The 25,825-nt window shown below is 72.2% G+C and carries 27 protein-coding genes and 1 pseudogene; 14 read left to right on the top strand and 14 right to left on the bottom strand.

The window, feature by feature from the left end:
• Window positions 1–53: 53 nt before the first annotated feature.
• Together AAT21_RS13625 and AAT21_RS13620 are read right to left on the bottom strand one after the other, a co-directional pair.
• Complete coding sequence (locus AAT21_RS13625) at window positions 54–341, bottom strand: hypothetical protein (protein WP_046776841.1); 288 nt, start codon at window positions 339–341, stop codon at window positions 54–56.
• Window positions 342–450: 109 nt separating this feature from the next.
• Window positions 451–1,086 carry a TetR family transcriptional regulator gene (locus AAT21_RS13620; RefSeq protein ID WP_046776840.1) on the bottom strand — a complete coding sequence of 212 codons (636 nt, stop codon included), beginning with the start codon at window positions 1,084–1,086 and terminating at the stop codon, window positions 451–453.
• Between the two features lie 100 nt (window positions 1,087–1,186).
• On the opposite strand from AAT21_RS13620, the gene AAT21_RS13615 reads away from it, so the two are divergent.
• A complete protein-coding gene (locus tag AAT21_RS13615; RefSeq protein ID WP_046776839.1) occupies window positions 1,187–1,378 on the top strand; it encodes a hypothetical protein in 192 nt (63 codons plus the stop codon).
• Entirely contained in the window at window positions 1,375–1,668 is a 294-nt protein-coding gene (locus tag AAT21_RS13610; protein ID WP_235438777.1) for a DUF4190 domain-containing protein, read from the top strand. The genes AAT21_RS13615 and AAT21_RS13610 overlap by 4 nt, the downstream gene beginning before the upstream one ends.
• Window positions 1,669–1,725: 57 nt before the next feature.
• Here AAT21_RS13610 and AAT21_RS38905 read toward each other — a convergent pair.
• The 5 genes and pseudogenes from AAT21_RS38905 to AAT21_RS13590 form a co-directional block, all read right to left on the bottom strand.
• Window positions 1,726–1,870 (bottom strand): annotated as a pseudogene (locus AAT21_RS38905) (DUF4235 domain-containing protein); the annotation flags it as partial.
• Window positions 1,871–2,908 (bottom strand): YihY/virulence factor BrkB family protein, encoded by a 1,038-nt coding sequence (locus tag AAT21_RS13605; protein ID WP_046776838.1) that lies wholly within the window; start codon window positions 2,906–2,908, stop codon window positions 1,871–1,873. It lies immediately after the preceding pseudogene.
• Between the two features lie 552 nt (window positions 2,909–3,460).
• Window positions 3,461–3,853, bottom strand: a complete 393-nt coding sequence (locus AAT21_RS13600; protein ID WP_046776837.1) for a hypothetical protein — start codon at window positions 3,851–3,853, stop codon at window positions 3,461–3,463.
• Window positions 3,850–4,530, bottom strand: coding sequence for an Asp23/Gls24 family envelope stress response protein (locus tag AAT21_RS13595; RefSeq protein WP_046776836.1), 681 nt, complete (start codon window positions 4,528–4,530; stop codon window positions 3,850–3,852). Before AAT21_RS13595 ends, AAT21_RS13600 begins: the two co-directional genes overlap by 4 nt.
• Window positions 4,521–5,171, bottom strand: coding sequence for an RNA polymerase sigma factor (locus AAT21_RS13590; RefSeq protein WP_079025608.1), 651 nt, complete (start codon window positions 5,169–5,171; stop codon window positions 4,521–4,523). Before AAT21_RS13590 ends, AAT21_RS13595 begins: the two co-directional genes overlap by 10 nt.
• A 159-nt stretch (window positions 5,172–5,330) precedes the next feature.
• Here AAT21_RS13590 and AAT21_RS13585 point away from each other — a divergent pair, with 159 nt between their 5' ends.
• From AAT21_RS13585 to amaP, 5 genes are read left to right on the top strand one after another with little or no spacing between them, the layout of a single operon-like run.
• The gene (locus AAT21_RS13585; RefSeq protein ID WP_046776835.1) at window positions 5,331–5,813 is read left to right on the top strand and encodes an Asp23/Gls24 family envelope stress response protein; all 483 of its coding nucleotides are present in this window, start codon (window positions 5,331–5,333) and stop codon (window positions 5,811–5,813) included.
• Window positions 5,814–5,852: 39 nt separating this feature from the next.
• Entirely contained in the window at window positions 5,853–6,032 is a 180-nt protein-coding gene (locus AAT21_RS13580) for a hypothetical protein (protein ID WP_046776834.1), read from the top strand.
• Window positions 6,029–6,433 (top strand): Asp23/Gls24 family envelope stress response protein, encoded by a 405-nt coding sequence (locus AAT21_RS13575; RefSeq protein WP_046776833.1) that lies wholly within the window; start codon window positions 6,029–6,031, stop codon window positions 6,431–6,433. The genes AAT21_RS13580 and AAT21_RS13575 overlap by 4 nt, the downstream gene beginning before the upstream one ends.
• 35 nt (window positions 6,434–6,468) lie before the next feature.
• A complete protein-coding gene (locus AAT21_RS13570) occupies window positions 6,469–7,122 on the top strand; it encodes a DUF6286 domain-containing protein (RefSeq protein ID WP_079025607.1) in 654 nt (217 codons plus the stop codon).
• Window positions 7,123–7,155: 33 nt separating this feature from the next.
• Entirely contained in the window at window positions 7,156–7,755 is a 600-nt protein-coding gene (gene amaP / locus AAT21_RS13565) for an alkaline shock response membrane anchor protein AmaP (protein ID WP_046776832.1), read from the top strand.
• A gap of 150 nt (window positions 7,756–7,905) precedes the next feature.
• Here amaP and AAT21_RS13560 read toward each other — a convergent pair whose 3' ends face one another.
• Window positions 7,906–8,181 carry an isoamylase early set domain-containing protein gene (locus AAT21_RS13560; protein WP_046776831.1) on the bottom strand — a complete coding sequence of 92 codons (276 nt, stop codon included), beginning with the start codon at window positions 8,179–8,181 and terminating at the stop codon, window positions 7,906–7,908.
• 387 nt (window positions 8,182–8,568) lie between these two features.
• Between AAT21_RS13560 and AAT21_RS13555 the strand changes: the two genes are divergently transcribed.
• The gene (locus AAT21_RS13555) at window positions 8,569–8,814 is read left to right on the top strand and encodes a DUF6479 family protein (protein WP_052757763.1); all 246 of its coding nucleotides are present in this window, start codon (window positions 8,569–8,571) and stop codon (window positions 8,812–8,814) included.
• A 16-nt stretch (window positions 8,815–8,830) separates the two neighbouring features.
• On the opposite strand, the gene AAT21_RS13550 is transcribed toward AAT21_RS13555, so the two are convergent.
• A complete protein-coding gene (locus AAT21_RS13550; RefSeq protein ID WP_046776829.1) occupies window positions 8,831–9,160 on the bottom strand; it encodes a hypothetical protein in 330 nt (109 codons plus the stop codon).
• Between the two features lie 155 nt (window positions 9,161–9,315).
• Window positions 9,316–11,922, bottom strand: coding sequence for a rifamycin-inactivating phosphotransferase (gene rph / locus AAT21_RS13545; protein WP_046776828.1), 2,607 nt, complete (start codon window positions 11,920–11,922; stop codon window positions 9,316–9,318).
• A gap of 251 nt (window positions 11,923–12,173) precedes the next feature.
• Here rph and AAT21_RS13540 point away from each other — a divergent pair, with 251 nt between their 5' ends.
• The gene (locus AAT21_RS13540; RefSeq protein ID WP_046776827.1) at window positions 12,174–13,430 is read left to right on the top strand and encodes a nuclear transport factor 2 family protein; all 1,257 of its coding nucleotides are present in this window, start codon (window positions 12,174–12,176) and stop codon (window positions 13,428–13,430) included.
• On the opposite strand, the gene AAT21_RS13535 is transcribed toward AAT21_RS13540, so the two are convergent.
• The 3 genes from AAT21_RS13535 to AAT21_RS13525 are packed head-to-tail and all read right to left on the bottom strand — an operon-like array spanning window position 13,410 to window position 17,061.
• Window positions 13,410–15,764 (bottom strand): ABC transporter permease, encoded by a 2,355-nt coding sequence (locus AAT21_RS13535; RefSeq protein WP_046776826.1) that lies wholly within the window; start codon window positions 15,762–15,764, stop codon window positions 13,410–13,412. The two genes, AAT21_RS13540 and AAT21_RS13535, sit on opposite strands and share 21 nt — an antisense overlap.
• 2 nt (window positions 15,765–15,766) lie before the next feature.
• Entirely contained in the window at window positions 15,767–16,558 is a 792-nt protein-coding gene (locus AAT21_RS13530) for an ABC transporter ATP-binding protein (protein WP_046776825.1), read from the bottom strand.
• The gene (locus tag AAT21_RS13525) at window positions 16,555–17,061 is read right to left on the bottom strand and encodes a PadR family transcriptional regulator (protein ID WP_030660918.1); all 507 of its coding nucleotides are present in this window, start codon (window positions 17,059–17,061) and stop codon (window positions 16,555–16,557) included. Before AAT21_RS13525 ends, AAT21_RS13530 begins: the two co-directional genes overlap by 4 nt.
• A gap of 167 nt (window positions 17,062–17,228) precedes the next feature.
• On the opposite strand from AAT21_RS13525, the gene AAT21_RS13520 reads away from it, so the two are divergent.
• The 5 genes from AAT21_RS13520 to AAT21_RS13500 all read left to right on the top strand — a co-directional run bounded on the left by AAT21_RS13520 (window position 17,229) and on the right by AAT21_RS13500 (window position 24,279).
• The gene (locus tag AAT21_RS13520; RefSeq protein WP_046776824.1) at window positions 17,229–18,503 is read left to right on the top strand and encodes an ABC transporter substrate-binding protein; all 1,275 of its coding nucleotides are present in this window, start codon (window positions 17,229–17,231) and stop codon (window positions 18,501–18,503) included.
• Window positions 18,504–18,715: 212 nt separating this feature from the next.
• Window positions 18,716–20,419, top strand: coding sequence for a glycoside hydrolase family 13 protein (locus AAT21_RS13515; RefSeq protein WP_046776823.1), 1,704 nt, complete (start codon window positions 18,716–18,718; stop codon window positions 20,417–20,419).
• A gap of 128 nt (window positions 20,420–20,547) precedes the next feature.
• Complete coding sequence (locus tag AAT21_RS13510) at window positions 20,548–21,879, top strand: ABC transporter substrate-binding protein (RefSeq protein WP_046776822.1); 1,332 nt, start codon at window positions 20,548–20,550, stop codon at window positions 21,877–21,879.
• A 10-nt stretch (window positions 21,880–21,889) separates the two neighbouring features.
• Window positions 21,890–23,272 carry an ABC transporter permease gene (locus AAT21_RS13505; protein WP_046776821.1) on the top strand — a complete coding sequence of 461 codons (1,383 nt, stop codon included), beginning with the start codon at window positions 21,890–21,892 and terminating at the stop codon, window positions 23,270–23,272.
• Window positions 23,269–24,279 carry a carbohydrate ABC transporter permease gene (locus AAT21_RS13500; protein WP_079025606.1) on the top strand — a complete coding sequence of 337 codons (1,011 nt, stop codon included), beginning with the start codon at window positions 23,269–23,271 and terminating at the stop codon, window positions 24,277–24,279. Before AAT21_RS13505 ends, AAT21_RS13500 begins: the two co-directional genes overlap by 4 nt.
• A gap of 103 nt (window positions 24,280–24,382) precedes the next feature.
• On the opposite strand, the gene AAT21_RS13495 is transcribed toward AAT21_RS13500, so the two are convergent.
• Complete coding sequence (locus AAT21_RS13495; protein WP_046777368.1) at window positions 24,383–25,810, bottom strand: amidase; 1,428 nt, start codon at window positions 25,808–25,810, stop codon at window positions 24,383–24,385.
• Between the last annotated feature and the right edge of the window lie 15 nt (window positions 25,811–25,825).

Below are 25,825 nucleotides of genomic sequence, written 5' to 3'. Positions count from 1 at the left end.
CACGCGGCCGCCGCCGTCCGTCGCCCGCCTCTACGGGACGGGCTCCGTGGTGGTTACCGGCCCATGGGCAGGCGGGGGCCGTGGCCATGGTGGTGAGAGATGATCAGGACGGCACTTGTCCACGCGATCACCCCGCTCCAGGCCAGGAACCCCGAGCCGGCGAAGCTCCCTGCCAGGAGCATGATGAGCGCGGCCAGTAACAGCGTGGTCATGCCGATCCGACGCCCGGCCGCACGCCATCTCGCCCCATGGGACTGCGTGGGGGCACCGTCGCCGTTCAGGTCGGCGAGCAACTGGTCCCAGGCCGCCGTCTCTTGCGGCGTCAGTTCGTTCCCGGTCACGCCCCCGCCTCCCCTGCGCACGGTCCTGGGACGCACGTGCCCGGCAATGGGCGGACCATTCGCTTCGCGGACCGCGGCGGCGATGCCTTCGCCGGGCGACGCGCCCGGGTCACCCCGGCCAGTGCAGCCGGCCGAGGTGGATCAGACGGAGCTGGCCCAGCGCGGTGCGGGTGGCGGCCGCCCAGTCGTCACCCCGCACATCCCCCCGCATCGAGGCGGCGAGGAACGCCGAGGCCGTCATGAACATGTGGTCCACCAGGAGTCTCGACAGCATCGTCACGTCCGGCCGGGGCCACCCCGCGCTGAGGGGATCCGCTCCGAGGACCGCCTCTATCTCCTCGGCGAACACGTCCAGTTGCCCGGCGATGGCATCCCGCACCGCCGCGACCCCGCCGTGGCGTTCGCGGACCAGGAAGCGGACGTGAGCCGGCCGCGAGCGCACCAGCTCGGCGACCAGGTGCACCGCGGCCTCTCCGCGGCGCTCGGGGTCACCGGTCGCGGCGAGGATGTCCCGCACCGTCACGTGCAGACTGGCCAGCGCCTCCTCGACCAGCGCCGTCCCCAGCTCGTCCATGTCCCGGAAGTGCCGGTAGAAGGCGGTGGGAGAGACACCCGCGGCCCGGGTGACCTCTCTGAGCCCGAGGCTCCCCAGACTGCGCTCCTCCAGCACCGACAGGGCCGCGTCGAGCAGGACACGGCGGGTGCGGCGGCGCTGGGTCTCGCGGACCCCGGGGGAAGCACTCATGACGGGCAGTCAACCGCGTCACACTCGCGCGCCGCCAGCATGGACCCGAACTGAACCGGGTAATCAGTGAACAACTGTTACCGATTTGGAAGGACATCCCATGCTCTTCCTCGTAGCCGCTCTGCTGGTGCTCGGCGTCCTCCTGGGCGCCGTGGCCCACCTCCCCGTGCCCGTCAGCGCGGCAGCCGGTCTCGCCATCGCCCTGTGGCTGAGCCTCTTCGCCGCGCGCGAACGGCAGTCGGGCCGGCAGCGGGCCGCCCGCCTCCACCACGACCGCGGAGGCCTGCGATGAGCCCGCACACCGAACCGCGCAACGCCGCCCGCGCCCGTGTCCGTGTCCGTACCTCCACCCGCGACGCCGATGCGATGGCCGTCACCGCGTTCGTCCTCGGCCTGGTGGGACTGCTCGTGATGAACCTGCTGCTCGGTCCCGTCGCCGTGGTCCTCGGCGCGCTCGCCCTCCACCGCCGCACCACCCGGCCGAGCCGGGCTCAACTGGCCATCGCCCTGGGACTGACCGACGTACTCGTCCTCGCCTGCCTCGTCGCCGCGGACGGCACCTGGTCCTGGAGCCTGACCTGAACCGTCCTCACGGGTACCGGGATGCGGAAACGGACCGGCGCCGACCCCGCTGAGGGCTCAACCGGGCCAGGTACCGGTGAGGCGCCGGGTGGCGACTGCTCCCGCACGGTCCGACAACAGCCTTGACGACGGCGAACACCGCCCCCTGCGGGGCTGCGGCGACCAGGACTTCCTGCCAGGTCCGGTGCTCGTCGGACGGGTCTCAGCCCAGCCGCCGGCGGTCCTCGTCGCTCCACTTCCGGGTGTCCCGGGGCTCGACGTAGGGCTCCTCGTCCTCGGGGTGGCCGCCGGCGATGGCGCGCTGGCGGACCATCTCGGCGTCGAACTCCAGGCCGAGGAGGATGGCCAGGTTGGTGATCCACAGCCAGATCAGGAACACGATGACGCCGGCGAGCGTGCCGTACGTCTTGTTGTACGAGCCGAAGTTCGCCACGTAGAAGGCGAAGCCCGCCGAGGCAATCATCCAGATCACCAGGGCCAGGAAACTCCCGGGCGTGATCCACTTGAATCCGCGGCCCCTGGCGTTCGGTGCCGCCCAGTACAAGATCGCAATCATGATGGTGACGAGCAGCACCAGGACCGGCCACTTCGCGATCGACCACACCGTCATCGCCGTGTCGCCGACCCCGAGAGCGGCACCCGCCTGCCGGGCGAGACCGCCGGTGAACACCACGATCAGGGCGCTGACCACGGCCAGGACCATCAGCGTGATCGTCAGCGCCAGACGCAGCGGCAGGACCTTCCACGCCGGGCGGCCCTCCGGAATGTCATAGACGGCGTTCGAGGTCCGGATGAACGCGGCGACGTACCCGGAAGCCGACCAGACGGCGACGGCCAGGCCGACGAGCGCCACGAGGGATCCGATGCCGGCGTTGCCCTGGAGCTGCCGGACCGCATCGGTGATCACGTCGCGCGCCGAGCCGGGGGTCAGCTTCTGCAGGTTGTCCAGGACCTGCGCGGTCACCGACTCTCCAGCGATACCGAGCAGGGAGACCAGCACCAGCAGCGCCGGGAAGAGGGCCAGCACACCGTAGTAGGTGAGCGCTGCGGCTCGGTCGGCGAGTTCGTCGTCCTGGAACTCCTTCAGCGTGCCGCGCAGCACCGCCTTCCACGACCGCTTGGGCATCTGCGAGAGCTGGTCCGGGGCCCGCTCCTCGACCTGCTGGTCGGGGCCCACGTCGTCAGGCCCGGCCGTGGTGGGCTCGCGGGCTTCGTGCTGGGGGTTCGTTGTCCGTTTCATACCGGGCGGCTTTCCTCTCACGGGAGTCTCATGCACCACCCCTGCGAGAGCCGGGCCGGGCCGCCTCACAGGCGGGTCTGTCCCGGCGACGGGCCGCCACCCGCAGGCACACGCACCGTCGATGGTGAGCGCAGCCGTGGCGAGGAAGATCCGGCCACGCGGGCGGATGCCGCCGCGTCGCGGCCCGGCCCTCCTCATCAGCGTCTGCGACGTCCCGGCCGCGGGCCCCACCCCGCAGTACGGCAGCTCCCCGGACCGCGACTTCGCACGGCGAACCGGACGCGTCCGCGTGCGCTGCTGCGGTGTCCGTGCTGAGATCGGTCAGGTGAAAGACCCCTTCGGCTGTGACGATCCGTCCTTGCTGGCGCTTTGCGCGCCGACAGGCCGCGCGGCTGCCCGCCGGGCCGTGGCCGCCCGCGCCACCGATCCTCAGGACTTGGCGCGGCTGCTGGACATACTCGGCCTGCTCCCGGTGCCTACGCCGGAACCGGTGGATGATCGCTTTGACCGGTCAGTACGCCGGACCGGCTCGCGGAGAGTCCGGGCAGACAGCTAGGCCGTTTCGCAGGCGGCGGGCCGGATGGTGCGCGTGACGCTCACGACGACCCTGACGGTGAGTGGCGGTGCTGCATCGTGCTGGACCAGGCAGGTGTCGACCGCCGCCCCGACGTCTGAGCGGACCCGTCGGGCCACGTCGACGACACGGTGGTCCTCGTCGAGGATGCAGCGCACCTCCAGGTGCCACACGCCGTCCGGGGCGATTTCGCAGCGGACGCCGGCCCCCACGGGGGCTATGGCGGCCCCCGCTCCGACGGCTTCGACCACGCGGGAGGCTGCCAGCGCCAGCCGTTCGGCGAGTGCCGGCTGGAGTGCGACCACACCGGGAACGCCGAGGGCGGCTCGCGCCGCGGTCCGGTGGACAGCCTCCCGCTCGGCGGTGGTCATCGGTCCCTCAGCTCAAAGCGGTCGTCGCTCGGCACGGGCGAGAGGTCCAGCACGGCGTTGATTTCCACGTTGACGGCGGTGACGGCCAGGCCGAGGACGTGCTCAGCACTGTGCAGCACGGCTCCGCGCAGTGCCTCGGCTCGTCCGCGCAGCGGCCGGTCGAGGGTTGCCGCCACCGTGATGGTGACGACGTGCGTGGCGTCGCCGCTCTCCGAGGCGATGATGCGGCAGCTGGCGGCGCGGATGCCGGGAACGGTGTCGGCGGCCCGGCGCAGCACTTTCGCGGCGGCGCTCTCCGCGATGCGCAGGTCATGGTCGGGGTCGTCGAGGAACAGCATGGGACCCAGTCGTACTTCGGTCCGTACCGCGTTGATGATGCGGGTGGCGAGGCGGTGGCCGTCGGGCTGTTCCTCGCCGCGCAGGGCCCGGGTGGCCCGGTCCAGGGCCGTGAGCCCTTCGATGGCCCCGCGGCAGTGGGGGCAGTGGCTGCTGTGCGGATCCGGCGCTCGGCCCGCGTCGCGTGCCTGTTGCCAGGCACGGCCGAGCGGACGCCCGCAGGGTAGACGCTCCGCACCCGCCAGCAGCTCGGCTTCGGCAGGCAGAGGTGTTCCGGCCGGCACGGCGCCGCTGGTCATGGACTCGTCGTCCGAGGCCGGGGGCGGTTCGTCTAGCGCCATGGACGCATCGCCTCCGTCAAAGCGCGTCGCGCGCGAAAGAGCCTGCCGCGCACGGTCTGTTCCCTGCTGCCCGTCACGTGGGCGATCTCTTCGTAGTGCAGGCCGTGCAGTTCCCGCAGGACCCAGCACACCCGAAGCTCGGGGCTCAGCTTTTGCAGGGCCGCCGTCAGGGCGGCCGTCGCCGCGTCGATCTCGGCCACGTGGGGCGGTGATCTGTCCGGGTCCGTGGCGGGGTCGGGGATGGTGTCCAGAGGGAGGGGACGTGTACGGCGGCGCAGGGTGCTGAGGCAGCGGTTCGTCACGATGCGGTACATCCAGGTGCCGAACGACGCGGTGTGCTGGAACTCCGGCAGGCGTCTCCACGCGCTGAGGAAGGCGTCCTGGACCGCGTCCTCGGCGTCTGTGCGGCTGCCGAGCAGATGCTGTGCGAGGGCGAGCATTCGGCTGCTGTGCCGGCGGACCAGGACAGCGAAGGCGTCCTCGTCCCCTTCCGCGGCCCGTACCGCCAGCAGACCGTCGTCCAGTGAGCCGGCAGTGTCCTGCGCCACGCCGACGTTGTCGACTCCGCGGAGCGGCGGCAGGGCGCGGTGCGGGGGGACGCCCACGGCGGGCTGGGGCGAGGTGCCCATCCGGTTGTGCATCGGCCGCTCGCTTCCTGCCGGAGGCGCCTGCCGCCGCCTCCGTACGTACTCCTCAAGCGTAGGCCGGTGCGCCCGGCGGCGTGAGGAATGCCCGCGCGGGGTGTCCAACAGATGAGGGCGCCGCACCGGCGCCCGGACGGACACCCTGGGGAGGTCCAAATGTCGGACATCAGCAGCCCCGCTTCGGGCGGGAGCGACTCACCGACGGTGGGCAGGACCCTCACCGGCCGGACCGGCCCCGGCACGGCGCCCGAGACGCGGGGCCGTACGACCATCGCGGACAGTGTGGTCGAGAAGATCGCCGGCATGGCCACCCGTGAGGTACCGGGCATCCACAGCCTCGGCGGCGGCATGGCCCGCACGCTCGGCGCGGTGACCGACAAGGTCTCCGGCGGCCGCCCCAACGTCTCCCGCGGGGTGAAGGTCGAGGTGGGCGAACGCCAGGCCGCCGTCGACCTCGACGTCGTCGTGGAGTACGGCGTCCCCATCGTGGACATCTCCGCCGACGTCCGCACCAGCGTCATCACAGCCGTGGAAGGCATGACCGGCCTGGAGGTCGTCGAGGTCAACATCGCCGTCGACGACGTCCACCTGCCCGACGAGGAAGACGACAACGACGAAGACGCAGGACGCGTGCAGTGACCCCCTCCACGCCAACCGACGGAAATTCAGGTGAGTGAAATGAGCGCAGCAACCACGGGCCTGCTGGCTGGAATGGCCCTGGGGTTCGCCGCATTCTTCGGCGGCTTCTGGGCGTTCCTGCTCGTGGCGTTCCTGGGCCTGGTGGGCCTGATCCTCGGCCGTATGCTGCAGGGCGACCTGGAGCTGTCCGACTTCACGCGTTCGCGGAACCGGCAATGACCTCGCACACTGCAGCTGCCCTCCGTCAAGGCCCGGCCGGCTCAGCCCGCCCGGTGCTGCTGGCGGCCCAACGCGGGGCCACGGTCATACCGGACAAGGTCGTCGCCCGCATCGCGGCCCGCGCCGCACAGGAGGCACTGGCCACCCTCCCGGCAGCCCCCGCCGCTCTGGCGGCACTGACGTCACCGCACGCTTCGGCCACCACGGGCGGCGGCGCCGCGCGGCTGCGGCTGGCCTTGGATGTGCCTTACCCGCTCGACCTGGCCGACGCCGCCCGCCACGTACAGCACCACGTCAGGGAGCGGGTGGCCCGGCTGACGGGGATGCACGTCACCGAAGTCACCCTCGCCATCGAGCACCTCGCTGCCGCCGACGGCCTGGGACACCGCCGCGTGCGGTGAGCCGCAGCCACCCGGGCCTGGGAAGGAGAGCCGGCATGGAACGCGACCACCGCCCTTCGGCGGAGAAGGACCAACTCCCAGCGGTGGACGGTGTCACTTCTCGCACGGTGGGGCTGCTGACCGAACAGCCTCCGACGACCGGACCGCAGTCGATCTCCCGGCGCCCGTGGTCCGAGCGCCGGATCCCCGCCGCGCTCACGGCCCTGGCCGTCGCGGCCGCGGCCGGCACCCTTCTGGCCGACGTCATCAGGGTGCGGGCCGGTCAGTCGGCCGCAGCCTGGCGCAGGCACCTGGCCGACGAACTGGCCTCCCGCCCGCTGGACGACAGCGCCATACAGGCCGGCGGCGCCGTCCTCGCCGCCCTGGGCCTCTGGCTCATCGTCCTGGCGCTGACCCCCGGCCTGCGCCACCGCCTGCCTCTCAAGACCCCCGACGCGCAGATGCACGCCGTCCTGGACCGCAAGGCCGCGGAACTACGGATGCGTGATGCTGCGATGCGCGTACCGGGAGTGAGTGCTGCCAGGGTCCGGTTCTCCCGAAGGCACGCCACGGCGCGCGCGGACGTACGGTTCCGCGCCCCCGCGGACGTCCGGGCCGATGTGCGCACCTCGCTGCTGCAGGAACTCGACCGGCTCGCCCTCGCCCACCGTCCGTCCCTCCGAGTCCGGGTACGCCCGCGTCGGCACTGAGCCGCCATAAGGGCCGAGGGAAGAGGAGATCCCATGCACAGGAAATCCGTCATCAACCGAGTGCTGCTGGCCCTCACAGGGATCCTCGTGCTCGGCACGGCCCTCCTGGTACTGGCGGGCGGTTTCGACCTTTACCGGCGCCTGCGCCTGTCAGCACCCGCCGGCCGGCCCCTCACCACCCCCCAGGACGTCCTGCTCGACGACGCCGACCGCACCCGCTGGACCGACGAGATCTGGTGGTGGCCCACCGTGATCGCCGTGCTGGCCGTCGCCATCCTGCTCGCCCTGTGGTGGTTCCTGGCACAACTGCGCCGCACCCACCCGGGCGACCTGTCGGTGGGAGACCCGGCGCGGGACGGCGTGGAACTGCGCGAAGGCGCCCTCAGCGACGCCATGGCCGCCGACGCCGGGCACCTGCCCGGGGTCCGGCGGGCACGGGCGCGCGTGGACGGCTCGTCCCGCCGCCCTGAAGCGCACATCGACCTCACCCTCACCCCCGACGCCGAGCCCGGCCAGGCCCTCCAGGCACTGTGCGACGGGCCGCTGAAACGCGCCCGCCAGACGGTGGCCCGGACCCTCCCCGCCACAACGCGGCTGCGGGCGACCCCGCACAAACCCCACCGTGCTCAGTAGGAAGTGCCACTGCCTTGCGGCGACACGGCCGCACAGGGGCAGGCTGAGGCCTGCCGCTGCGGTGGAGCGCCGGCCCGGGCGGGTGGGCGGTGGTGTGCCGGGCGTCCGGCGAGGTCGACGTCGTCCGCCCTGGCTCCCGAGGCGGAAGGGTTACGTGTGCAGGCGGCTGTTCGGGCCGTCCCGGTCGCCGGCTCCCTCGTCGTTGAACCAGTAGTCCCCAGCCGCCAGGTACCGGAAGGCGTAGGTGTTCTCGCCCGGCAGCTCGACGGTCACGGCGCGCTTGCCGTCCTGGCGTGCCGTGAGGGGATGGGCTCCGGGCTGCCAGTCATTGAAGTCGCCCACCACACTCACCGGACCGGGCGGGACGTCCACCGGCAGGACGAAGGTGACTTCGGTGCGGTCCTTGCGCATCGTGCGTTCGAGCATGGGTGTACTCCTGACAGGCGAAGATGATCCGGGATACCCGCTCATAGTGGGCGCCCTGCGCATCTCTCGCACGCCGGCTCTTCCCGCCGTCACTTCTGCACCACCGTGGCCGACGCCTCTCTCCGCACCCTCGTGAGCGCCGATCGCACGGCCCCTGCCTCGACCGTGGCACGGGTAGCCAAACGGTGGCCGACAGCGACCGCCGCACGCCGGCATCCTGCCCGTACGGCGGAGGGCCCGGCCCGCAGATCCGTCCCTGCCCGCCCGCCCGCGGCCGCTCGGGCCCTGCCGTGTGCAGTTCGGCCCGCGCGGTCGGACCGTTCCGCCATTCGGGGCGGGTCTGCATGACGACGATCTGCTGGGCATACGCAGTACATGGACAGTGCGATGATCTGGATATTTCTGCTGGTCGGGGTTGCCATCGTGGCGTTCCTGCTGATCGCGTTCGCCCGGGGGCGGCGCATCCAGGCCCGCGACAGCGGCCCCCTTCACACGGATGAGCCCTCCGGCCGGGAGCCGGGGGCCGGACCGGGCCCCGGACCGGACCCCGGTTCCGGGGGCCGCCTCAAGCCGCACCAGCTCAAGGGGTACGGCAACTTCGACACCCGGCCCGGCCCCGAGGAGGACCGCTGAACGCCTTGCGCAGGGATCAGATGCGGGCGACGTTGCCCGAGTAGATCCAGCCGTCCTTCACACCGTAGGTCCTGTCGACCCAGTACCAGAGGTTGCCCTTCGAGTTGGTGCACTGCTTGGTGAAGTTGAGCCGGTTGGTCCGGTAGACGGTGTCGACGACCCGGCCGGTCTCGTAGTAGGTCGTGCGCACGGGCGCCGAGGACTTGGTGACGTACAGCTCACCGCCCTGCTCCCGGCAGGTGATGGCGGCGGCCGAGGCCGGGGATGCGGCGCAGAGGGCTGCGGAGAGGGTCAGTCCGGCCGTGATGGCCAGGGCGGAGAGACGGCGTGCGGCGCTGACGCGCATGGTGCTCCTTCGTCTTCGCTTACAGGGAACAGCAAATGATCAAATGAATGGCATGGCTTGGTCAAATCGACTTCCGGGCAGTCCTCTTGGCGCCTCGTCGGCGACGGGCAGGAGGCTGTAGGAACTTCGCCGGCGAGAAGACCGGACCGTGGCTGTCAGGGCAGGATCTCGACGAACCCGTCGGTGCCGTGCACCCGGATCCGCTGACCGTCTCTGATCAGGCGGGTGGCCCCCTCCACGCCGACGACCGTCGGCAGACCGTACTCCCGGGCGATCACCGCGCCATGGGTCATCAGGCCCCCCACCTCGGTCACCAGGCCCGCGATCCCGACGAAGAGCGGCGACCAGCTGGGGTCGGTGAAGGCCGTGACCAGGATGTCGCCCGCTTCGAGATCGGCCTCCGCGATGTCGAGGACGACCCGGGCCCGCCCCTCGACGGCCCCGGCCGAGACCGGTACGCCGACCAGCGCGCCCGATGGCACGTCGTCCCGGCGGTACACCCCGGTGAGGGCCTCACCGTCCGAGGTGAGCACCCGGGGCGGCGTGAGCGCGTGGTGCGCCCGGAACGCCTCTGCGCGCTGCCGGACGAGCTGCGGATCGACCGTCCGGTTCGAGCGAACCACCTCGTGAAGTTCCTGGAAGGTGAGGTGGAAGACGTCCTCCCGCTCGGTGAGCACGCCCGCCCGTACCAGGCGACCGGCCTCGCCCATCAGGGCCTGCTTGTAGAGGGAGTAGCGGCTGACGATGTCGTACTTCGGGTACTCCCGGTACCCGATGAAGGTGCGGACCCGGTCGATCATCCGCTTGGTCTCCTCGGCCTTGTGGTCCCCGTCCGCCTGGGTGCGCAGGCGTGACAGCACGTCCTGCTCCTTCTGCCGCGCCCTCTGCCGCCCGAGCTCGAAACGCCGCTCGGCGGCGCCCGGTTCGAAGTTGCGCACGTTGTCGAGGATCGCGGACACCAGCGCGCCAGGGCGTTCGCGCCAGCGCGGCCTGGTGATGTCGATCTCGCCGACGCAGCGCATGCCGTACCGGTCGAGGTAGGCCTCGATGGCGTCACGCGCCTCGGGCCCGCCGGTGAGCTTCGCGAGCTCGTCCAGGAAGTGGTCGTCGTCGTCCTCGACGGCCCGGAGGAATGCCACGACCTCGGGCAGCGGGCGGACGACGTCCGCGACGTCGAGCAGTGCCAGCCCCATCTCCGAGGTGACGTTGTCGGGGGCGGACAGCGTCAGTGTGTCCGCGGCGTTCTTCTCGCCCAGCCACTCCCCCAGCTTGTCGTTGAGCCACCACGTGGCCTCCATGCCCGCCGTGATCACCTGCATGCTCAGCGGATCGCCGACGAAGCGCTTGTGCTCCTCGAACGCCTCCAGCAGGTAGTCGAAGAGCGCCGGTCCGCGCTTCGTCCGGATCCCGTGCTCCAGGGCCGCGAGGGAGGTCCGGCTGCGCTCGATCAGCCGGCCGACGACGGCCCGATCGGTCTCGATCGGGGCGGGTACCCCGCCGGGCGGCGGCCCTGCCGGGTCCGGATCGGGGAGCGACGGTACGAAGTCCCCGCGGTCGAGGACGGTCTCCAGTGCGTCCCTGATCAGCGGATCGCCTTTCCCGAGGGCGTCCAGGAGGGCGGCGCGGCTCGTGGGCGATGCCAGGCGCTGTGTGACGTCCACGAACAGCCTGCCGCCGGCCTCGTGCATCGGCACCAGGGCGGTCAGCTGCCACATGGAGAACCCCAGGGGCTTCATGGGGTCGGTCATCATCTGCCCGTGGCCGACGGAGACATAGACGTGGTTGTCCCCGTCGCCACTCTCCGGGACGGGGAAGAGGGTGGTGATCGGCCGGCTCTGCACGATCCTGAAGTCACCGTCCACCAGGCACCATTCGATGTCCTGCGGACGCTGGAAATGCGCCTCGATCCGCCGCCCGAGCTCCACCAGCCGTACGGCCTGCGCATCCGTCAGTGCCGGCTCCTCCTGCCGCTGCGCTTCGATCGCCACCTCCTGCGTACCGCCTGCCGGCAGGGCGGTCACGGCGCGCTGTTTGGCGGAGATCGCACGCGAGACGACCTCACCGTCGCGCACCGTGAAGACGTCCGGGTTCACCAGACCGGAGACCAGAGCCTCTCCGAGGCCGAAGCCGGCGTCCACGGTGGCGACCTTCCGGTGGCCCGTGACTGGGTCGGCCGTGAACAGGATGCCGGACGCGTCCGGGAAAACCATGTGCTGGACGACGACGGCCATGTGGACCGTGCGGTGATCGATACCGTGCCGGTGGCGGTAGGTAACGGCACGCTCGGTGAACAGTGAGGCCCAGCAACGGCTGATGTGCCGGAGGACCGCCGCCGGTCCCACAACGTTCAGATAGGTGTCCTGCTGGCCGGCGAAGGAGGCCGTCGGCATGTCCTCCGCCGTGGCACTGGACCGCACGGCGTAGGCGGTCCTCTCGCCGGACCGGGCGAGTGCACGGGTGATCTCCGCAGCGAGATCGTCCGGGACGGGGGTCGCTTCGACGGCCCGCCGGATCTGCGCGCTCAGCATCCGGACCGCTTCCCGGTCGTCCGGGGTCACGCGCGCCAGCCGGTCGAGCAGCTCGTCGGCCGAGGGGGTCGTCTCGATGATCCGCCGGAAGGCCTTCGTCGTCACGCAGAAGCCGCCAGGCACATGCACCCCCTCGATGCGCGACAGCCCGCCCAGGTGTGCGGCCTTGCCGCCGACGAACGCGACCTGGGTCTCGTCCACCTGGTGAAGGTCCCACACGTACTGCTCGTTCACTGCGATGCCTCCAAGGCGGTCATGGCTCAGGTCGACGATTCTGCGCCCTGCCCCGGCCCTTGCGGCAAGCCCCCGGTCGCGCTATAAGTTGAGAGTGGCAAGGAGAGCGTTCTCCTTGCCTTTGTCGTTTCCGACGCCCCGTCAGCCGTGCGGCACCAGCAATCAGCCGTCACCAGGTATGCGGATCACGCATACCTGGTCTGCGAGATCTTCGCTTGTCGCATTGCTTGTCGTGCCCGAGTGTGGCGTTCATGAACTCACCGCACACCATCGCCGTGCTCGGCCTGGGACGCATGGGCGACGCGATCGCGACACGACTGGCTGCCGAGGGCCGGGACGTCGTCGGCTGGACACGCTCCGGGCGGCCTGCGTCGGGCGCCGCCCGCACGGCCGCCGATCCGCAGGAGGCAGTCGCGAAAGCCGATTTCGTACTCCTGGCCCTGTTCGACGGTCCGGCCTGCCGCCAGGTGCTCGAAGACGTCCGCGGCTCACTGCGCACCGACACGACCGTGCTGAACACCAGCACCATCGCTCCCGCCGAAGCAGCCGAGCTGGCCCGGCAGTTCGGCCCGTCCTACGTCCACGCGCCCGTGCTCGGCTCCGTGCCCGCGGCCACCACCGGCACCCTCCAGATCCTGGCCGCTGCGGACCGGGACACGCTCGACCGTGCCCGACCCGTCCTGGAAGCGCTGGGCACCGTGCGGCGCGTCGACGGCGACGCCGCCACCGCCGCTTCGCTCAAGCTGATCGCCAACAGCAGCCTCGCCGGCGCCGTCCTCGCGCTGCGCGACGCACTGCGGCAGTCCGACGCCCTCGGCCTGCCCCGCGCACAGGCGCTGGACGTCCTCGAACTCGGCCAGCTCGGCAGGCTCGTCGCCCGCAAACGTCCCTTCCTGACCTTCGAACCGGCCACGGAACATGGCAAGGCCACGGCCCCGGCCACGTCCACGGCCGAGTTCACCGTCGGTGCGCTGGCCAAGGACATGGCTCTGCTGGCCGGCGCGTCCGGCGCCCCACTGCGCAGCGCGGCCGAGCTGGCCGGCACCCCTGCGGGCCCCGAGTCCGACATCGCCGCTGCCGCCACGGTGCCCGCCGTGCACGACGCGGAGCACGACGCCGTCCTCGAACCGCTGCGCGCTTACGTCCGCGGCCACGCCACCGGCGACCCCGCCCACTTCCGGGACGCGTTCCTGCCCACCGCCCACGTCGAGGGGATCCGGGACGGCGCCTTCGTCTCATGGCCGCTGGACGCCTACTGCGCCCTCTTCCCGGGCCGGCCTGCCCCTGACGAACCGGTCCGGTCCCGCCGCATCGACACCGTCGATGTCCACGGCACCGTGGCGACCGCGACCATGACGCTCTCGCACGGCGCGGACACGTTCACCGACCTCTTCCTGCTGGTCCGTGCCGACGGCGGCTGGCGCATCGCCAACAAGGCCTACCACCGGCATCCCTCCCCCTCCCGCCCGCAGGCGGCTGGCCGGGAGTCAGAGGGTTTCGCTGAGTGAGTCCGCCAGGCGGCGCCGGGCCGCCCGGGTCGCCGGGAGCGCCGCCGCCGCGACCGCGCCAAGTACCGCGCCGACGATCACGGTCAGCAGTACCGGCAGCGGCGGCAGCTGGGCGATCCCCGCGCCGATCCCGCTCGACGCGCCCTGGGTGTCCACCAGCCAGGTGCCGGTCAGAACGCCGACCGCCGTCCCCGCCAGCGCCGCCGCGAGGGCGGTCAGGCCCGCGGCCGTCACGATCATCGCCCCGATCTGGCGGGGCGTGAGCCCGATCGCCTTCAGGGCGAGCAGGTCGCGGCCCCGGTCGCGTACGCCCGTGCCGATCAGGGTCAGCAGTTCGATCAGCCCGATGAGGGCCAGTACGGCGATCAGGGCGCCGATCACCCCGCGGGCCGGTTCCAGCCGGTCGGCCGGGTTGGGCGTCTCGCGGATCTCCAGGGTGCCGCCGGCCGCCGTGGCGAGGGCTCCGCTGACGGCCCGCGGGTCCGCTCCGTCGCGCAGCTCCAGGGCGTGGTAGGCGGGCCGCAGCCGCGGGTCGCGCTCGCGCAGGGCGTCGAGGGTGGTGGTGATCACCCGGCCGCCGGACTCGGGCTCGATGGTGCGGCCGACGAGGTGCAGGATCTGCGGCCGTCCACCGACCGTCATCCGCACCCAGTCGCCGACCCGTACGCCGAGGAGGTCCAGCAGTCCCTGGCCGGCCACCGCCTCGTCGGGTCCGGCGACCGCGCGTCCTTCCACCACCGCGGAGGGATAGGGCTGCCGGGCCGTACCGAGCCCGCGCAGTGTGATGGTCCCGGTCTGTCCGGGGACGAGCGCGGCCATCTCGGCGCCCGGATGGACGGCGGCGACGTCCGGGGCCGCCGCGAGGGTCCGCTCCAGCTCAGCGTCCGACGGTCCGGCGGGCTGCTCGGCCCGTACGGTCAGTGCCGCGGCCAGCCCCATCTGTGCGGGGCGGCTACGGAACTGGTCGAGCGTCGACCAGGTGACGAGGGCGACCGTGATGAGCACCAGCGGCAGCGCGAGCCGGGCCACCGGTACGAGCGTCCGGCCACGTCGGGGGAACGCCGCGCGCCACCCGAGGACGAGGGCGGGGGGCACGCGGACGCCCAGCGCCCGCTTGCCGAGCGCGGTCATCGGTGCGGCGGAGGGCAGCGCCGCGCGGGCCACCGGCACCGGCGGCACCCGTCCGGCCCGCCAGGCCGAGAGCCCGGTGGAGGCCGCGATCAGCAGCACCGCGCCGACGGGTATGCCGATCATCATCGCCGTGTGGCCGGGCAGGTCCTGCCACACGGCGGCGGCCTCCCCGATCCGCCCGGGTATCCGGGCGCCGAGCAGGGCGATCACCGTGGTGCCGAGGGCGACACCGAGGAGCGCGAAGGCCAGGTGCTGGAGGAGGAAGCCGCGGGTGACCTGGCCGGGGGTGAAGCCGATCGCCTTGAGGACGGCGATGTCCCGCAGCTGGCCCCGTACGCGGGCGCCGATCGCTCCCGACGCGGCCAGCGCGGCGGCAAGCAGCGCACCGAGGCCGAACACGCCGAACATCGCGCCCAGCAGCCGGTCGTCGCCGCCCGCGTCGGCGCGCGCCTGCTGCCATTTGGTGACCTCGGCGACCCGGTCGGCGCCCAGTACGGTGACCGCGCGCTGGACGATGAAGTCCGTGTCGTCGGGGTCCTCCAGGCGCAGGCCCACGCTCTGGCCGGTGTCGCCCCGGGCGATCTCGTCGAGCGTGGCGGGGAGCACCCAGCCGATGCCCGCCGCGCCGCCCGGCTGGTAGCGGGGCTCGGCCACGTCGGCCGTCCCGCTGACCCGCAGCAGGTGCGGGGCGCCGTCCGGTCCGGTGACGCGTACGGTGTCGCCCGGCTCCGCCCACAGGGCCCGGGCGACCGAGGTCTCCAGTACGACGGAACCCGCGCCGGAGCCGGAACCGCCGGCGTGGTCGCCGGTCGCTGCGTCGCCGGGCGCGCCGAGCCAGCTGCCGGCGGCGACGACCGGCCGTCCGGTGCGCGGGGGCTCCTCCGGGGCCGCGCGGAGGGTCACCCCGGCCCGGGCCCCGCGGGACTCGACCGTGGTGGCCGCCGTGCGGTAGGGCCCCGACAGGTCCGCGACCCCGTCCACGCCCGACAGGGCGCCCGTGTCCGCACCGGCACGGGTGTGCAGCCAGATGTGTGCGCCGTGGGACTGGTTGAAGACCCGCTGCCAGGGGTTCGCGGCGTAGCCGAACAGCGCGCCGGCCAGCAGCAGCGAGGCGATGACCCCGGCGCTGGCCAGGACGACGAAGAGGGCTTCGCCGCGGTGTGCGCGGAAGTCGGCCTGCGCCCAGCGCAGGGTGGCCCGCACGGTCACTCCTTGAGTTCGAGCACGCCGGAGACGCCGCCGGACGGCCCGGGGCGGCGCCCGCCGCCGAGCTGCGCGTCGTCGGCTATCCGGCCGTCGAAGAAGCTGATGACGCGGTCGGCGGCGCTGGCCATCCGGGCGTCGTGGGTGACCATCATGATCGTCTGGCCGCGCTGGTGGAACCGGGTGAGCAGCCGCAGCACCTCACGGGTGCCCTTGCTGTCGAGGCTGCCGGCCGGTTCGTCGGCGAGCAGCAGCGCGGGGTGGTTGACCAGGGCACGGGCGAGCGCGACGCGCTGCTGTTCGCCGCCGGACAGTTCTCCGGGCATGGCCCGTTCGCGGCCTTCGAGGCCGAGTTCGGCGAGCAGTTCCGCGCGGGAGTCGCGGGCGGCCTTCGGGGAGACGCCGGCGAGCAGGGCGGGCAGTTCGACGTTGTCGGCGACGGTGAGGTTGGAGACGAGGTTGAAGAACTGGAAGACGACGCCGATGCTGCGGCGGCGCAGGACGGCCCAGCGGGCCTCCCGGTATGCGTCGACCCGCTCGCCGTCGATCCACAGCTTGCCGCCGTCGGGCCGCTGGAGGCCGCCGATGAGGTGCAGCAGCGTGGACTTGCCGGCTCCGGACGGGCCGGTGACCGCGACGAACTCGCCGGGCTGGACGGAGAGGTCCACACCGCGGACGGCGGGCACCGGTGCGCCCTCGCCGTGGTGGGTCTTGGTCAGTCCCTCGGCGCGGACGATCGGCGTGGCGGGGCGGGCGGTGGGCACGGCTGGAGCGGCGGTGGCGTCGTCGCTCATTCCAGCTCCTCCTGACAGCGTTCCAGCCAGTCGAGGTCGGCCTGCAGGTGCAGCATGGCGCCCTCGATCAGCAGTTGGGAGATCTTGTTGTCGCGGTCCTCGGCCGCGGCCAGCTTCGACAGGTCCCGCATGGTGTTGAGGTACTGGCGCCGCTGCTTGTTGATCAGAGCTATCGGATCGGCCAGTCCCGACTGCGGTGCGAGCGCCAGTTTCATGAAGAACTCGTCCCGTACCCGGGGTTCCTCGGCGGTGTCCTCGAACCACGCCAGTACGGCTTCGCGCCCTGCGTCCGTCAGCTTGTACGTGCGTTTGTTGGGCCGGCCCGACTGTTCGACGTCCTCGCCCTCGATCAGACCGCTCTTCTCCAGCCGGCCGAGGGTGACGTAGATCTGACCCACGTTGGGCTGAGGGTACGCGGCGCCCAGGAGCTTCTCAAGGTCCTGCTTGAGCTCGTAACCGTGCGCAGGGCTACGGGTGAGGAGCGCAAGGAGCGCCAGCCGCACTCGCTCCCCCTCCCTCCCGCTGTGTAGTCAACCGTTCACTGGCATCGGGACGGATGTCGCCGCCGTTCGTCCCGTCTGCCTGGACGTCTAGTATCGCCCATGCCTAACGGGTATATATAGGCCACGGTGGTCGGCGATGCAGCCGGATCGTGCACTGGGAGGAATCTATGCGGTGGATGCGTGCCGCGGGTAGAGCTCTCCTGGTGGTGGCGGTGGTGCTGACGGGGTACGCCGGTCTCGGTGTCCGCCCCGACGCGGGCGCCACTTTTGACGCCCGCGGCCCCCTGACGCTCGTGACGGCGGGCGATCTGACCGACTACCTCGGTCCGCTCCTCGACGACTGGAACGAGAGCCGTCCCGACGAGCGCGTCACGCTCGTCGAGCTGCCCGACTCGGCCGACGAGACCCGGGCCCAGATGATCAGCGAACTGCGATCAGGCCGTGACCGGTTCGACGTGCTGAACATCGATGTCGCCTGGACGTCCGAGTTCGCGGCCGCCGGATGGATCTCCCCGCTCGAACGCAGCCGCTTCCCGCTGGACGCCTTCCTGCGGCCGGTCGTGGACACCGCGACCTTCGACGGACAGCTGTACGCGGTGCCGTACGTCACCAACGCCGGCCTGCTGTACTACCGCAAGGACATCCTGGAGCTGGAGGGCGAGCAGCCGCCGCGGACCTGGTCCGAACTGGTCCGTCAGGCGCGCACGATCGCCCCGAGGCACGGCCTGGACGGCTATGCCGGCCAGTTCCTCCCGTACGAGGGGCTGACGGTCAACGTCACCGAGGCCGTGCATTCGGCGGGCGGTTCGATCCTGCGCGACGACGGCGCCCGCGTCACCGTGGACTCCGACGCGGCGCGCACCGGGCTGCGGTTCCTCGCGGACGGGGTGCGGGACGGCTGGATCTCCCGCGAGGCGCTCGGCTACAAGGAGGAGGAGTCCAGGAAGGCGTTCCAGGACGGCCGGCTGCTCTTCCTGCGGAACTGGCCGTATGTGTACGCGGACGCGAGCGCGGCGGGATCGAAGGTCGCGGGCCGGTTCGGCGCGGTGCCGCTGCCCGGGGCCGACGGGCCCGGCACGAGCGTGCTGGGCGGCTCCAACCTCGCCGTCAGCAGTCACGCACGCCATCCGGCATCGGCGGCCGATCTGATCTCCTACCTCACCAGCGAGCGGGTGCAGCGGCGGGTGCTGACCGAGGGCTCGCTGCCACCGGTGCGCGCCGCGCTGTACGAGGATCCCGAGCTGGTCCGCGCGTATCCGTACCTGCCGACCCTGCGCGAGAGCGTGCTGTCGGCGGTGCCGCGCCCCAAGAGCCCGCGCTACGACCAGGTGAGCCTCGCCGTGCAGGCCGTGGGGCAGGACCTGATGGCGTCGCGGCAGACGCCCGAGGAAGCGGTGGCGCGGCTGGCGCGCGAGCTCGGGGCCATTTCCCGCACGGACTGATCGCACTTCTCCACCTCCCCTGAGGGCTCCTACTTACATGTTAAGTAGGAGCCCTCAGTCATGCACGTGTGCATTCAGGGACAAAACACCCCAGCTTTCGCCTGATTCTGGACACATCGTTGACACCTTCCAGTCGCTGCTACTTAACATGCATGCATAACAGCGCACCTGATCCAGGGCGCTCTCGCATTCAGCAGACAGGTCGACGCGAGATGCTCAGCACCCTTCCGGCCGGTACCGGTCGCCCCTCCCGCAGCGCCGCCCCCTCCGCCCCCTGGTGGCGCGACGCGGTGATCTACCAGGTCTACGTCCGCAGCTTCCTCGACAGCACCGGGGACGGGGTCGGCGACCTCGCCGGCGTCCGCGCCGGACTTCCCTACCTGCGCAAGCTCGGCGTGGACGGCATCTGGCTCAGCCCCTTCTACCCGTCGCCGCAGCACGACCACGGCTACGACGTCGCCGACTACTGCGGCGTCGACCCGGTCTACGGCGACCTCGCGGAGTTCGACCGCCTCGTGTCCGACGCCCACCGGCTCGGTCTGAAGCTGCTGCTCGACATCGTTCCGAACCACTGCTCCAGCGAGCACCCGTGGTTCCGCGAGGCGCTCGCGGCGGAGCCGGGCAGCGCACCACGCTCCCGCTTCCACTTCGCGCCGGGCCGCGGCCCGGACGGCGCGGAGCCGCCCAACAACTGGCACGCCATGTTCGGCGGCCCGGCCTGGAGCCGGACCACCGCGGCCGACGGCACCCCCGGCGACTGGTACCTGCACCTCTTCACGCCCGAGCAGCCCGACCTGAACTGGCGCGACCCCGCCGTGGGCGACGAGTTCGAGCGGGTGCTGCGCTTCTGGCTGGACCGGGGTGTCGACGGTTTCCGCATCGATGTCGCCGCAGGCCTGTTCAAGCACCCCGAGCTGCCCGACTCCGACGACCCGGGCGCCGACGAGCGGGCCCGCGACGCCGTCAACCAGCTGGCCTGGAACCAGCCCGAGGTGCACGGCGTATGGCGCCGCTGGCGCTCGGTCTGCGAGGAGTACACCGCCCGGGACGGCCACGAGCGGCTGCTGGTGGGCGAGGTGTCCGTGCCCACCGCGCGCGAGCACGCCGAGTACGTCCGCCCCGACGAACTGCACCAGGCGTTCTTCTTCGACCTGCTCAGCGCACCCTGGGACGCCGAGGCCTTCCGCGCGACGATCACCGAGGCGATACGCGACATCGCCGGCACCGGCTCCACCGTCACCTGGGTCCTCAACAACCACGACCAGGTCCGCACGGTCACCCGCTACGCGGGCGAGCCGGGGGTGGAGGGCAGCGGACTGGGAGCGGCCCGCGCCCGCGCCGCGGCCCTGCTGATGCTCGCCCTGCCCGGGGCCGCGTACGTGTACCAGGGCGAGGAGCTCGGCCTGCCCGAGGTCCTCGATCTGCCCGACGAGGTCCTCACCGACCCGATCTTCCGCCGTACCGGCAGCCGCAAGCACGTACGGGACGGCTGCCGCGTGCCCCTGCCCTGGTCCGGACACGCCTCCCCCTTCGGCTTCAGCCAGGAGACCGCCGGCGTCAAGCCCTGGCTCCCGCAGCCCGAGTGGTTCGCCGAACACTCCACCGACCGGGCCCTGGCCGACACCCGCTCCTTCTGGCACCTCTACCGCGACGGCCTCCAGCTGCGGCGCACCCTGCCGCAGCTCGGCGACGGCACCCTGCGCTGGCTGGACGCGCCCGCGCAGGTCCTGGCCATCGCCCGCGGTGACGGCCTGATCTGCGCGGTGAACTTCGGCACGGAGCCGGTGCCCGCACCGGTCCCCGGTACCCCGCTGCTCGCCAGCGGCCCCTGCCCCGACGGAATCCTCCCCGCGGCGACCGCGGCCTGGTGGGCGGGCGAGTACCCGGCTCCCGGCCCGGCGGCCCCGCAGCCGTAACCGCCGGCCGGCCCCCGGCCCCGCACGTGCAGCCCCGCAGCCTGCACCCCCCGCAGCCCGCTCCTTCCTCAGCCCGTGGTCCCGGGCAGGCCCTGCCCCGGCCCCGGACTTCCCCGAAAGGACTCCTCATGCGACGACCCAGCAAGACGTCCCGCCGCAGTGCCGCCACCGCGACGGCCGCCCTCGCCCTCGCCCTCGCCGCCACCGCCTGCGGTGGCGCCACCGGACCCGCGGGCAGCGGTGAACTCGCCGGCCAGACCGTCACCGTGGCGGGCGTCTGGACCGGCGCCGAGCAGCAGAGCTTCAAGAAGGTCCTCGACGCCTTCACCCAGAAGACCGGCGCCAAGACCGTCTTCGTGCCCTCCGGCGACAACGTCTCCACCTTCGTCGGAAGCAAGATCGAAGGCGGCAACGCACCCGACGTGGTGATGGTGCCGCAGGTCGGCGTGCTCCAGCAGTTCGCGAAGGAGGGCTGGCTCCAGCCGCTGTCCGAGCAGACCGCCCAGACCGCCGGATCCACCCTCGCCCCGGTGTGGAAGAACTACGGCACGGTCGACGGCACGTACTACGGCCTCTACTTCAAGGCCGCCCACAAGTCGACCGTCTGGTACGCCCCGGAGGCCTTCGCCCAGGCCGGCGTCGGCGAGCCCAAGAGCTACAGCGACATGCTGAAGACCGGCCGCACCCTCGCGGACTCCGGCCGCCCGGCCTTCGCCATAGCCGGCGAGGACGGCTGGACCCTCACCGACTGGTTCGAGAACATCTACCTCTCCCAGGCCGGACCGGAGAAGTACGACCAGCTCGCCCAGCACAAGCTGAAGTGGACCGACGAGAGCGTCGTGCGGGCCCTGACCACCCTCGGGGAACTGTTCAAGGACAAGCAGCTCGTCGCCGGCGGCGCCCAGGCAGCACTCGGAACCGACTTCCCCACCTCGGTCGCGCAGGTCTTCGGCCCGGAACCCAAGGCGGGCATGGTCTACGAGGGCGACTTCGTCGGCGGCGTCGCCAAGGGCCAGTTCGGCAAGAAGCTCGGACAGGACGCCAAGTTCTTCCCCTTCCCGTCGGTCGACGGCGGCCGGCCGCCGGTGGTCAGCGGCGGTGACGCGGCGGTCGTCCTGAAGGACGGCAAGAACGGCAAGGCCGGCCTGAAGCTGGTCGAGTTCCTGGCGAGTGCCGAGGCGGCCGAGGTCTGGGCCGGCGCGGGCGGCTTCCTGTCCCCGAACAACGAGGTCGACTTCGCCTCGTACAGCGACGACACCACCCGCAGCACCGCCGACTCGCTGATCGCCGCGGGCAACTCGATCCGCTTCGACATGTCGGACCAGGCACCGGCCGCGTTCGGCGGCACCAAGGGCGCGGGCGAGTGGAAGCTCCTCCAGGACTTCCTGCGCGACCCGTCCGACCCGCAGGGCACCGCCGCGAAGCTCGAGGCCGAGGCCGCCAAGGCCTACGGGAACTGAGGCGACCGCCATGGCTGACACCGTGACCGTCCGCCCCCCGACCGTCGGCTCCGCGGCCGACGGCAAGCGCCGGGCCCAGCGCCGGAAGCGCCGCCTCGCGGTCGTCTTCGTCCTGCCGGCCCTGCTGCTGCTCGGCGCGCTGGTCGTCTACCCCGTCCTCTTCTCCTTCGGCCGCAGCCTCTTCGACGCCAGCGGCGACCGGTTCGTCGGCGCCGCGAACTACGCGGCGATCGTGCAGGACCCGGCCACCCTCAAGGCCATCCGCAACAGCGCCATCTGGGTCGTCGTCGCCCCCACCCTGCTCACCGGACTGGGGCTGCTGCTCGCCGTACTCACCGAGAAGGTGCGCTGGGCCACCGCGTTCAAGCTGGTCCTCTTCCTGCCGATGGCCGTGTCGTTCCTCGCCGCGGGCATCATCTTCCGGCTCGCCTACGAACAGGACCCGGACCGGGGCGTGCTCAACGCCGCCGCCGTCGCCGTCCACGACGGCTTCGACGACGCCGCCGCGTATCCGACGGCCCGGGCCCGGGAGGGCCACGGTCTGACGGGCGGGGCGGGCGGCCCGTACACCACCACGTCGACCGTACGGCCCGGGGGCTCGATCGGCCTCGGGTTCATCGGAGTCGCTCCCGACGCCCTGCCGGCCGGCGCGAAGGCCGCGGCCGGCCCGGCCGACGCGGCGGGGGCCTCGCCCGCCGCGGGCACCGCAGGCGCCGCGGACTCGATCGGGGGTGTCGTCTACCTCGACTTCGCCCCCGGCGGCACCGGCACACCAGGCCGGGTCGACCCCGGCGAGAAGGGGCTGCCCGGCATGACGGTCGAGGCCGTGCGGGACGGCCGCGTCGCCGCGACCGCCACCACGGCCGACGACGGGTCCTTCCGATTCGCCGGCCTGGCCGACGGCGACTACACCGTCCGGCTGCCCGCCGCCAACTTCGAAGCCCCGTACCAGGGCGTGAACTGGCTCGGCCCCGCGCTGGTCACACCCGCCATCATCGGCGCCTACCTGTGGGTCTGGACCGGCTTCTCGATGGTCCTGATCGGCGCCGGCCTCGCGGCCATCCCGCGCGACGCGTTGGAGGCCGCACGCATGGACGGCGCCACCGAGGGCCAGATCTTCCGCAAGATCACGGTGCCGCTGCTCGCACCGGTACTCACCGTGGTCTTCGTGACCCTGGTCATCAACGTGATGAAGGTCTTCGACCTCGTCTGGATCATCGCCCCCGGACCGGTCCAGGAGGAGGCGAACGTCCTGGCCACCCGCATGTGGCTGGTCTCCTTCGGCGGTGGCAACGACCAGGGGCTGGGCAGCGCGCTCAGCATGGTGCTCCTGCTCCTCGTCGTCCCCGCGATGATCTTCAATGTCCGGCGTTTCCGAAGGAGTGGAGCATGAGCGGCCACAGCACCGTCGAGCGGCGCGGCCCGTCCGGGCGGACGACGGCGCTCGGGCCCGTCAGCCGGTCCGGGCAACCGACCGCGCAGGCATCCCGGCAGCCGTCCGTACGAACGTCCACGCGGTTGTCCGCGACGCCGCCCGGATCCGCGCCCGGGCGCCGCCGTGGGGGCCGGATCTCCCGGCTCCTGGGCAGCTCCGTCGTCCAGGGCGTCCTGATCCTGGTCGCCCTCGTATGGATCACACCGCTGGCGGGCCTGCTCCTGTCCTCCCTGCGTTCCGAGCAGGACAACGCCACCGAGGGCTGGTGGACCGCCCTCACCGATCCCTCCCAGCTGTCCCTGGACAACTACAGCGCCCTGCTGAGGGATTCCGGCATCGGGGCGGCCTTCTGGAACACCGTCCTGATCTCCGTGCCGACCACCGTCCTGGTGGTCGTCATCGCGGCGCTCGCCGGATACGCCTTCGCGTGGCTGGAGTTCCCCGGCCGGGACGCCGTCTTCCTCGTCGTCGTCGGACTCCTCGTGGTACCCGTGCAGATCGGGCTGCTGCCGGTGGCCAAACTGTTCGGTGCCGTGGGCCTGTTCGGGACGATCGCGGGAGTGGTCCTCTTCCACGTCGCCTACGGACTGCCCTTCGCGATCTTCCTGCTGCGCAACTACTTCGCCGAGATCCCGCGCGAGATGCTGGAGGCCGCCCGGATGGACGGCGGCAGCGAGTGGCGGATCTTCTCCCGGCTCGTGCTGCCGCTCGGCCGTCCGGCCATCGCGAGCCTGGCCATCTTCCAGTTCCTCTGGGTCTGGAACGACATGCTCGTGGCGCTGCTCTTCGCGGACACCGGGTCGCAGCCGCTCACGGTCGCGCTGCAGTCCCAGATGCGGCAGTTCGGCAGCAACATCGGTGTACTCGCACCCGGGGCGTTCCTGTCACTGGTGGTCCCGCTGGTCGTCTTCTTCGCCTTCCAACGGCACTTCGTCCAGGGCGTGATGGCCGGCTCGGTGAAGTAGCAGCACCGGCCGGACGGACTCCGCTCCCCGCCTCCGCACGGGTACCCGTACCCGTGCGGAGGCGTCCGCGTGCCGGGACTCCGTCAGAGGCGGCCAGCGGCCGTCAGGGGGTCGTGAGCCGCGGGCGGCGCCCGGCCCACGGCCGGACCTCCTCCAACTGCGCCGCCACCCGCAGCACCGCCACCTCGTCGTCGCGGCGGCCCACCAGCTGCACGGCGAGCGGAAGCCCGTCCGTGCCGTGGCCCGCGGGCACGGAGGCCGCCGGGTGACCGGTGACGTTCCACAGCGCGGTGTAGGCGACCATCGGGCGCGAACGCGCCAGCGCCGTCAGCAGACCGGCGCCGTCCAGCGCGCCCACCGGGCGTGGGCGGGCGGCGACGACCGGGGTCAGCAGCAGGTCCATGGTCGTGAACATGCGGTCGGCGCGCTCCGCCAGCCGCTCCCCCGCCCTGATCCCGCGTTCCACGGCGGATTCGGGGACCAGGCGGGCGAGCGCGAGCGTGCTCCGGGTACGCGCCTCCAGCAGGTCGGGGCGTTCGACGGCGGCGGCCTCCGCGCGCACCCCGCCGCAGAACTGCGCCGCGAACGGAGCCGTCGCGTCCGGGTAACGGGGGTTGACCTCCCGTACGTCGTGCCCCAGTTCGCGCAGCGCCCGTACGGTCTCCAGCATGGCCTCGACATGCTCGGGATGCGGGCGCACACCGGGTACGGCGGGCTTGGCCGAATAGCCGATGCGGAGTCGGCCGGGCGGGGTCTCCAGGGCCCGCAGCCACCCGGTGGTGACGGGGCGGGCACTCCAGCGGTCGGCGGGGGTGGTGCCGGCGAGGACGTCGTAGAGCAGGGCGGCGTCGCGGACGCTGCGGGTCAGCGGTCCCACGGTGCCGAGGGCGTACCAGAGGTGCGCGTTCGGGGCGGTGGAGACCCGGCCGCGCTGGGGCTTGAGGCCGAACAGCCCGCAGCACGCGGCCGGAATGCGGATGGATCCGCCGCCGTCGCCGCCGAGCGCGGCGCCGACGAGTCCGGCCGCGACCGCGGCGGCGCTGCCGCCGCTGGAGCCGCCGGGGGTGCGGGTGATGTCCCAGGGGTTGTGGGCGGTTCCGTGGGTGTCGGACTCGGTGAAGGGCCACTGGCCGAACTCGGGCATCGTCGTCTTGCCGATGACGACGGCTCCGGCGGCGCGCAGCCGGCGCACGGCTTCGGAATCGGCGGCGACGGGGGTGTGGTTGGCGGCGCCGCCGAAGGTGGTGACCTGCCCGGCGACGTCGAGCTCGTCCTTGACGGCGATGGGCACGCCGTGGAGCGGGCCGTGCGCCTGCTGGGGGTTCCCCTCCGTCTCCGCGTCGAGGGCGTCGGCCTCCGCGCGCGCCTGCTCGGCGAGGACGACGCGGAAGGCTCCGAGAGCGGGGTCGAACCGGGCGATGCGGCGTAGCGCGGCCTCGACGAGGGCGCGGGAGGTGACCTTGCCGGTACGCACCGACTCGGCCTGCTGCTCGACCCCTTGGAACATCAACTCCGCGTCGTCCCGGTCCATGCCCACCCGCCCCTT

It is taken from the genome of Streptomyces yangpuensis, assembly GCF_001005295.1.
GTDB classification, from domain to species: domain Bacteria; phylum Actinomycetota; class Actinomycetes; order Streptomycetales; family Streptomycetaceae; genus Streptomyces; species Streptomyces yangpuensis.
This window is presented reverse-complemented; position numbering and strand designations above follow the sequence as displayed.

Excerpts from the sequence above, each read along its gene's own strand:
- AAT21_RS13620 (WP_046776840.1), bottom strand. The coding sequence starts at position 1,086 with ATGAGTGCTTCCCCCGGGGTCCGCGAGACCCAGCGCCGCCGCACCCGC.
- AAT21_RS13615 (WP_046776839.1), top strand. The coding sequence starts at position 1,187 with ATGCTCTTCCTCGTAGCCGCTCTGCTGGTGCTCGGCGTCCTCCTGGGC.
- AAT21_RS13610 (WP_235438777.1), top strand. The coding sequence starts at position 1,375 with ATGAGCCCGCACACCGAACCGCGCAACGCCGCCCGCGCCCGTGTCCGT.
- AAT21_RS13605 (WP_046776838.1), bottom strand. The coding sequence starts at position 2,908 with ATGAAACGGACAACGAACCCCCAGCACGAAGCCCGCGAGCCCACCACG.
- AAT21_RS13600 (WP_046776837.1), bottom strand. The coding sequence starts at position 3,853 with ATGACCACCGCCGAGCGGGAGGCTGTCCACCGGACCGCGGCGCGAGCC.
- AAT21_RS13595 (WP_046776836.1), bottom strand. The coding sequence starts at position 4,530 with ATGGCGCTAGACGAACCGCCCCCGGCCTCGGACGACGAGTCCATGACC.
- AAT21_RS13590 (WP_079025608.1), bottom strand. The coding sequence starts at position 5,171 with ATGCACAACCGGATGGGCACCTCGCCCCAGCCCGCCGTGGGCGTCCCC.
- AAT21_RS13585 (WP_046776835.1), top strand. The coding sequence starts at position 5,331 with ATGTCGGACATCAGCAGCCCCGCTTCGGGCGGGAGCGACTCACCGACG.
- AAT21_RS13580 (WP_046776834.1), top strand. The coding sequence starts at position 5,853 with ATGAGCGCAGCAACCACGGGCCTGCTGGCTGGAATGGCCCTGGGGTTC.
- AAT21_RS13575 (WP_046776833.1), top strand. The coding sequence starts at position 6,029 with ATGACCTCGCACACTGCAGCTGCCCTCCGTCAAGGCCCGGCCGGCTCA.
- AAT21_RS13570 (WP_079025607.1), top strand. The coding sequence starts at position 6,469 with ATGGAACGCGACCACCGCCCTTCGGCGGAGAAGGACCAACTCCCAGCG.
- amaP (WP_046776832.1), top strand. The coding sequence starts at position 7,156 with ATGCACAGGAAATCCGTCATCAACCGAGTGCTGCTGGCCCTCACAGGG.
- AAT21_RS13560 (WP_046776831.1), bottom strand. The coding sequence starts at position 8,181 with ATGCTCGAACGCACGATGCGCAAGGACCGCACCGAAGTCACCTTCGTC.
- AAT21_RS13555 (WP_052757763.1), top strand. The coding sequence starts at position 8,569 with ATGATCTGGATATTTCTGCTGGTCGGGGTTGCCATCGTGGCGTTCCTG.
- AAT21_RS13550 (WP_046776829.1), bottom strand. The coding sequence starts at position 9,160 with ATGCGCGTCAGCGCCGCACGCCGTCTCTCCGCCCTGGCCATCACGGCC.
- AAT21_RS13540 (WP_046776827.1), top strand. The coding sequence starts at position 12,174 with ATGAACTCACCGCACACCATCGCCGTGCTCGGCCTGGGACGCATGGGC.
- AAT21_RS13530 (WP_046776825.1), bottom strand. The coding sequence starts at position 16,558 with ATGAGCGACGACGCCACCGCCGCTCCAGCCGTGCCCACCGCCCGCCCC.
- AAT21_RS13520 (WP_046776824.1), top strand. The coding sequence starts at position 17,229 with ATGCGGTGGATGCGTGCCGCGGGTAGAGCTCTCCTGGTGGTGGCGGTG.
- AAT21_RS13515 (WP_046776823.1), top strand. The coding sequence starts at position 18,716 with ATGCTCAGCACCCTTCCGGCCGGTACCGGTCGCCCCTCCCGCAGCGCC.
- AAT21_RS13510 (WP_046776822.1), top strand. The coding sequence starts at position 20,548 with ATGCGACGACCCAGCAAGACGTCCCGCCGCAGTGCCGCCACCGCGACG.
- AAT21_RS13505 (WP_046776821.1), top strand. The coding sequence starts at position 21,890 with ATGGCTGACACCGTGACCGTCCGCCCCCCGACCGTCGGCTCCGCGGCC.
- AAT21_RS13500 (WP_079025606.1), top strand. The coding sequence starts at position 23,269 with ATGAGCGGCCACAGCACCGTCGAGCGGCGCGGCCCGTCCGGGCGGACG.
- AAT21_RS13495 (WP_046777368.1), bottom strand. The coding sequence starts at position 25,810 with ATGGACCGGGACGACGCGGAGTTGATGTTCCAAGGGGTCGAGCAGCAG.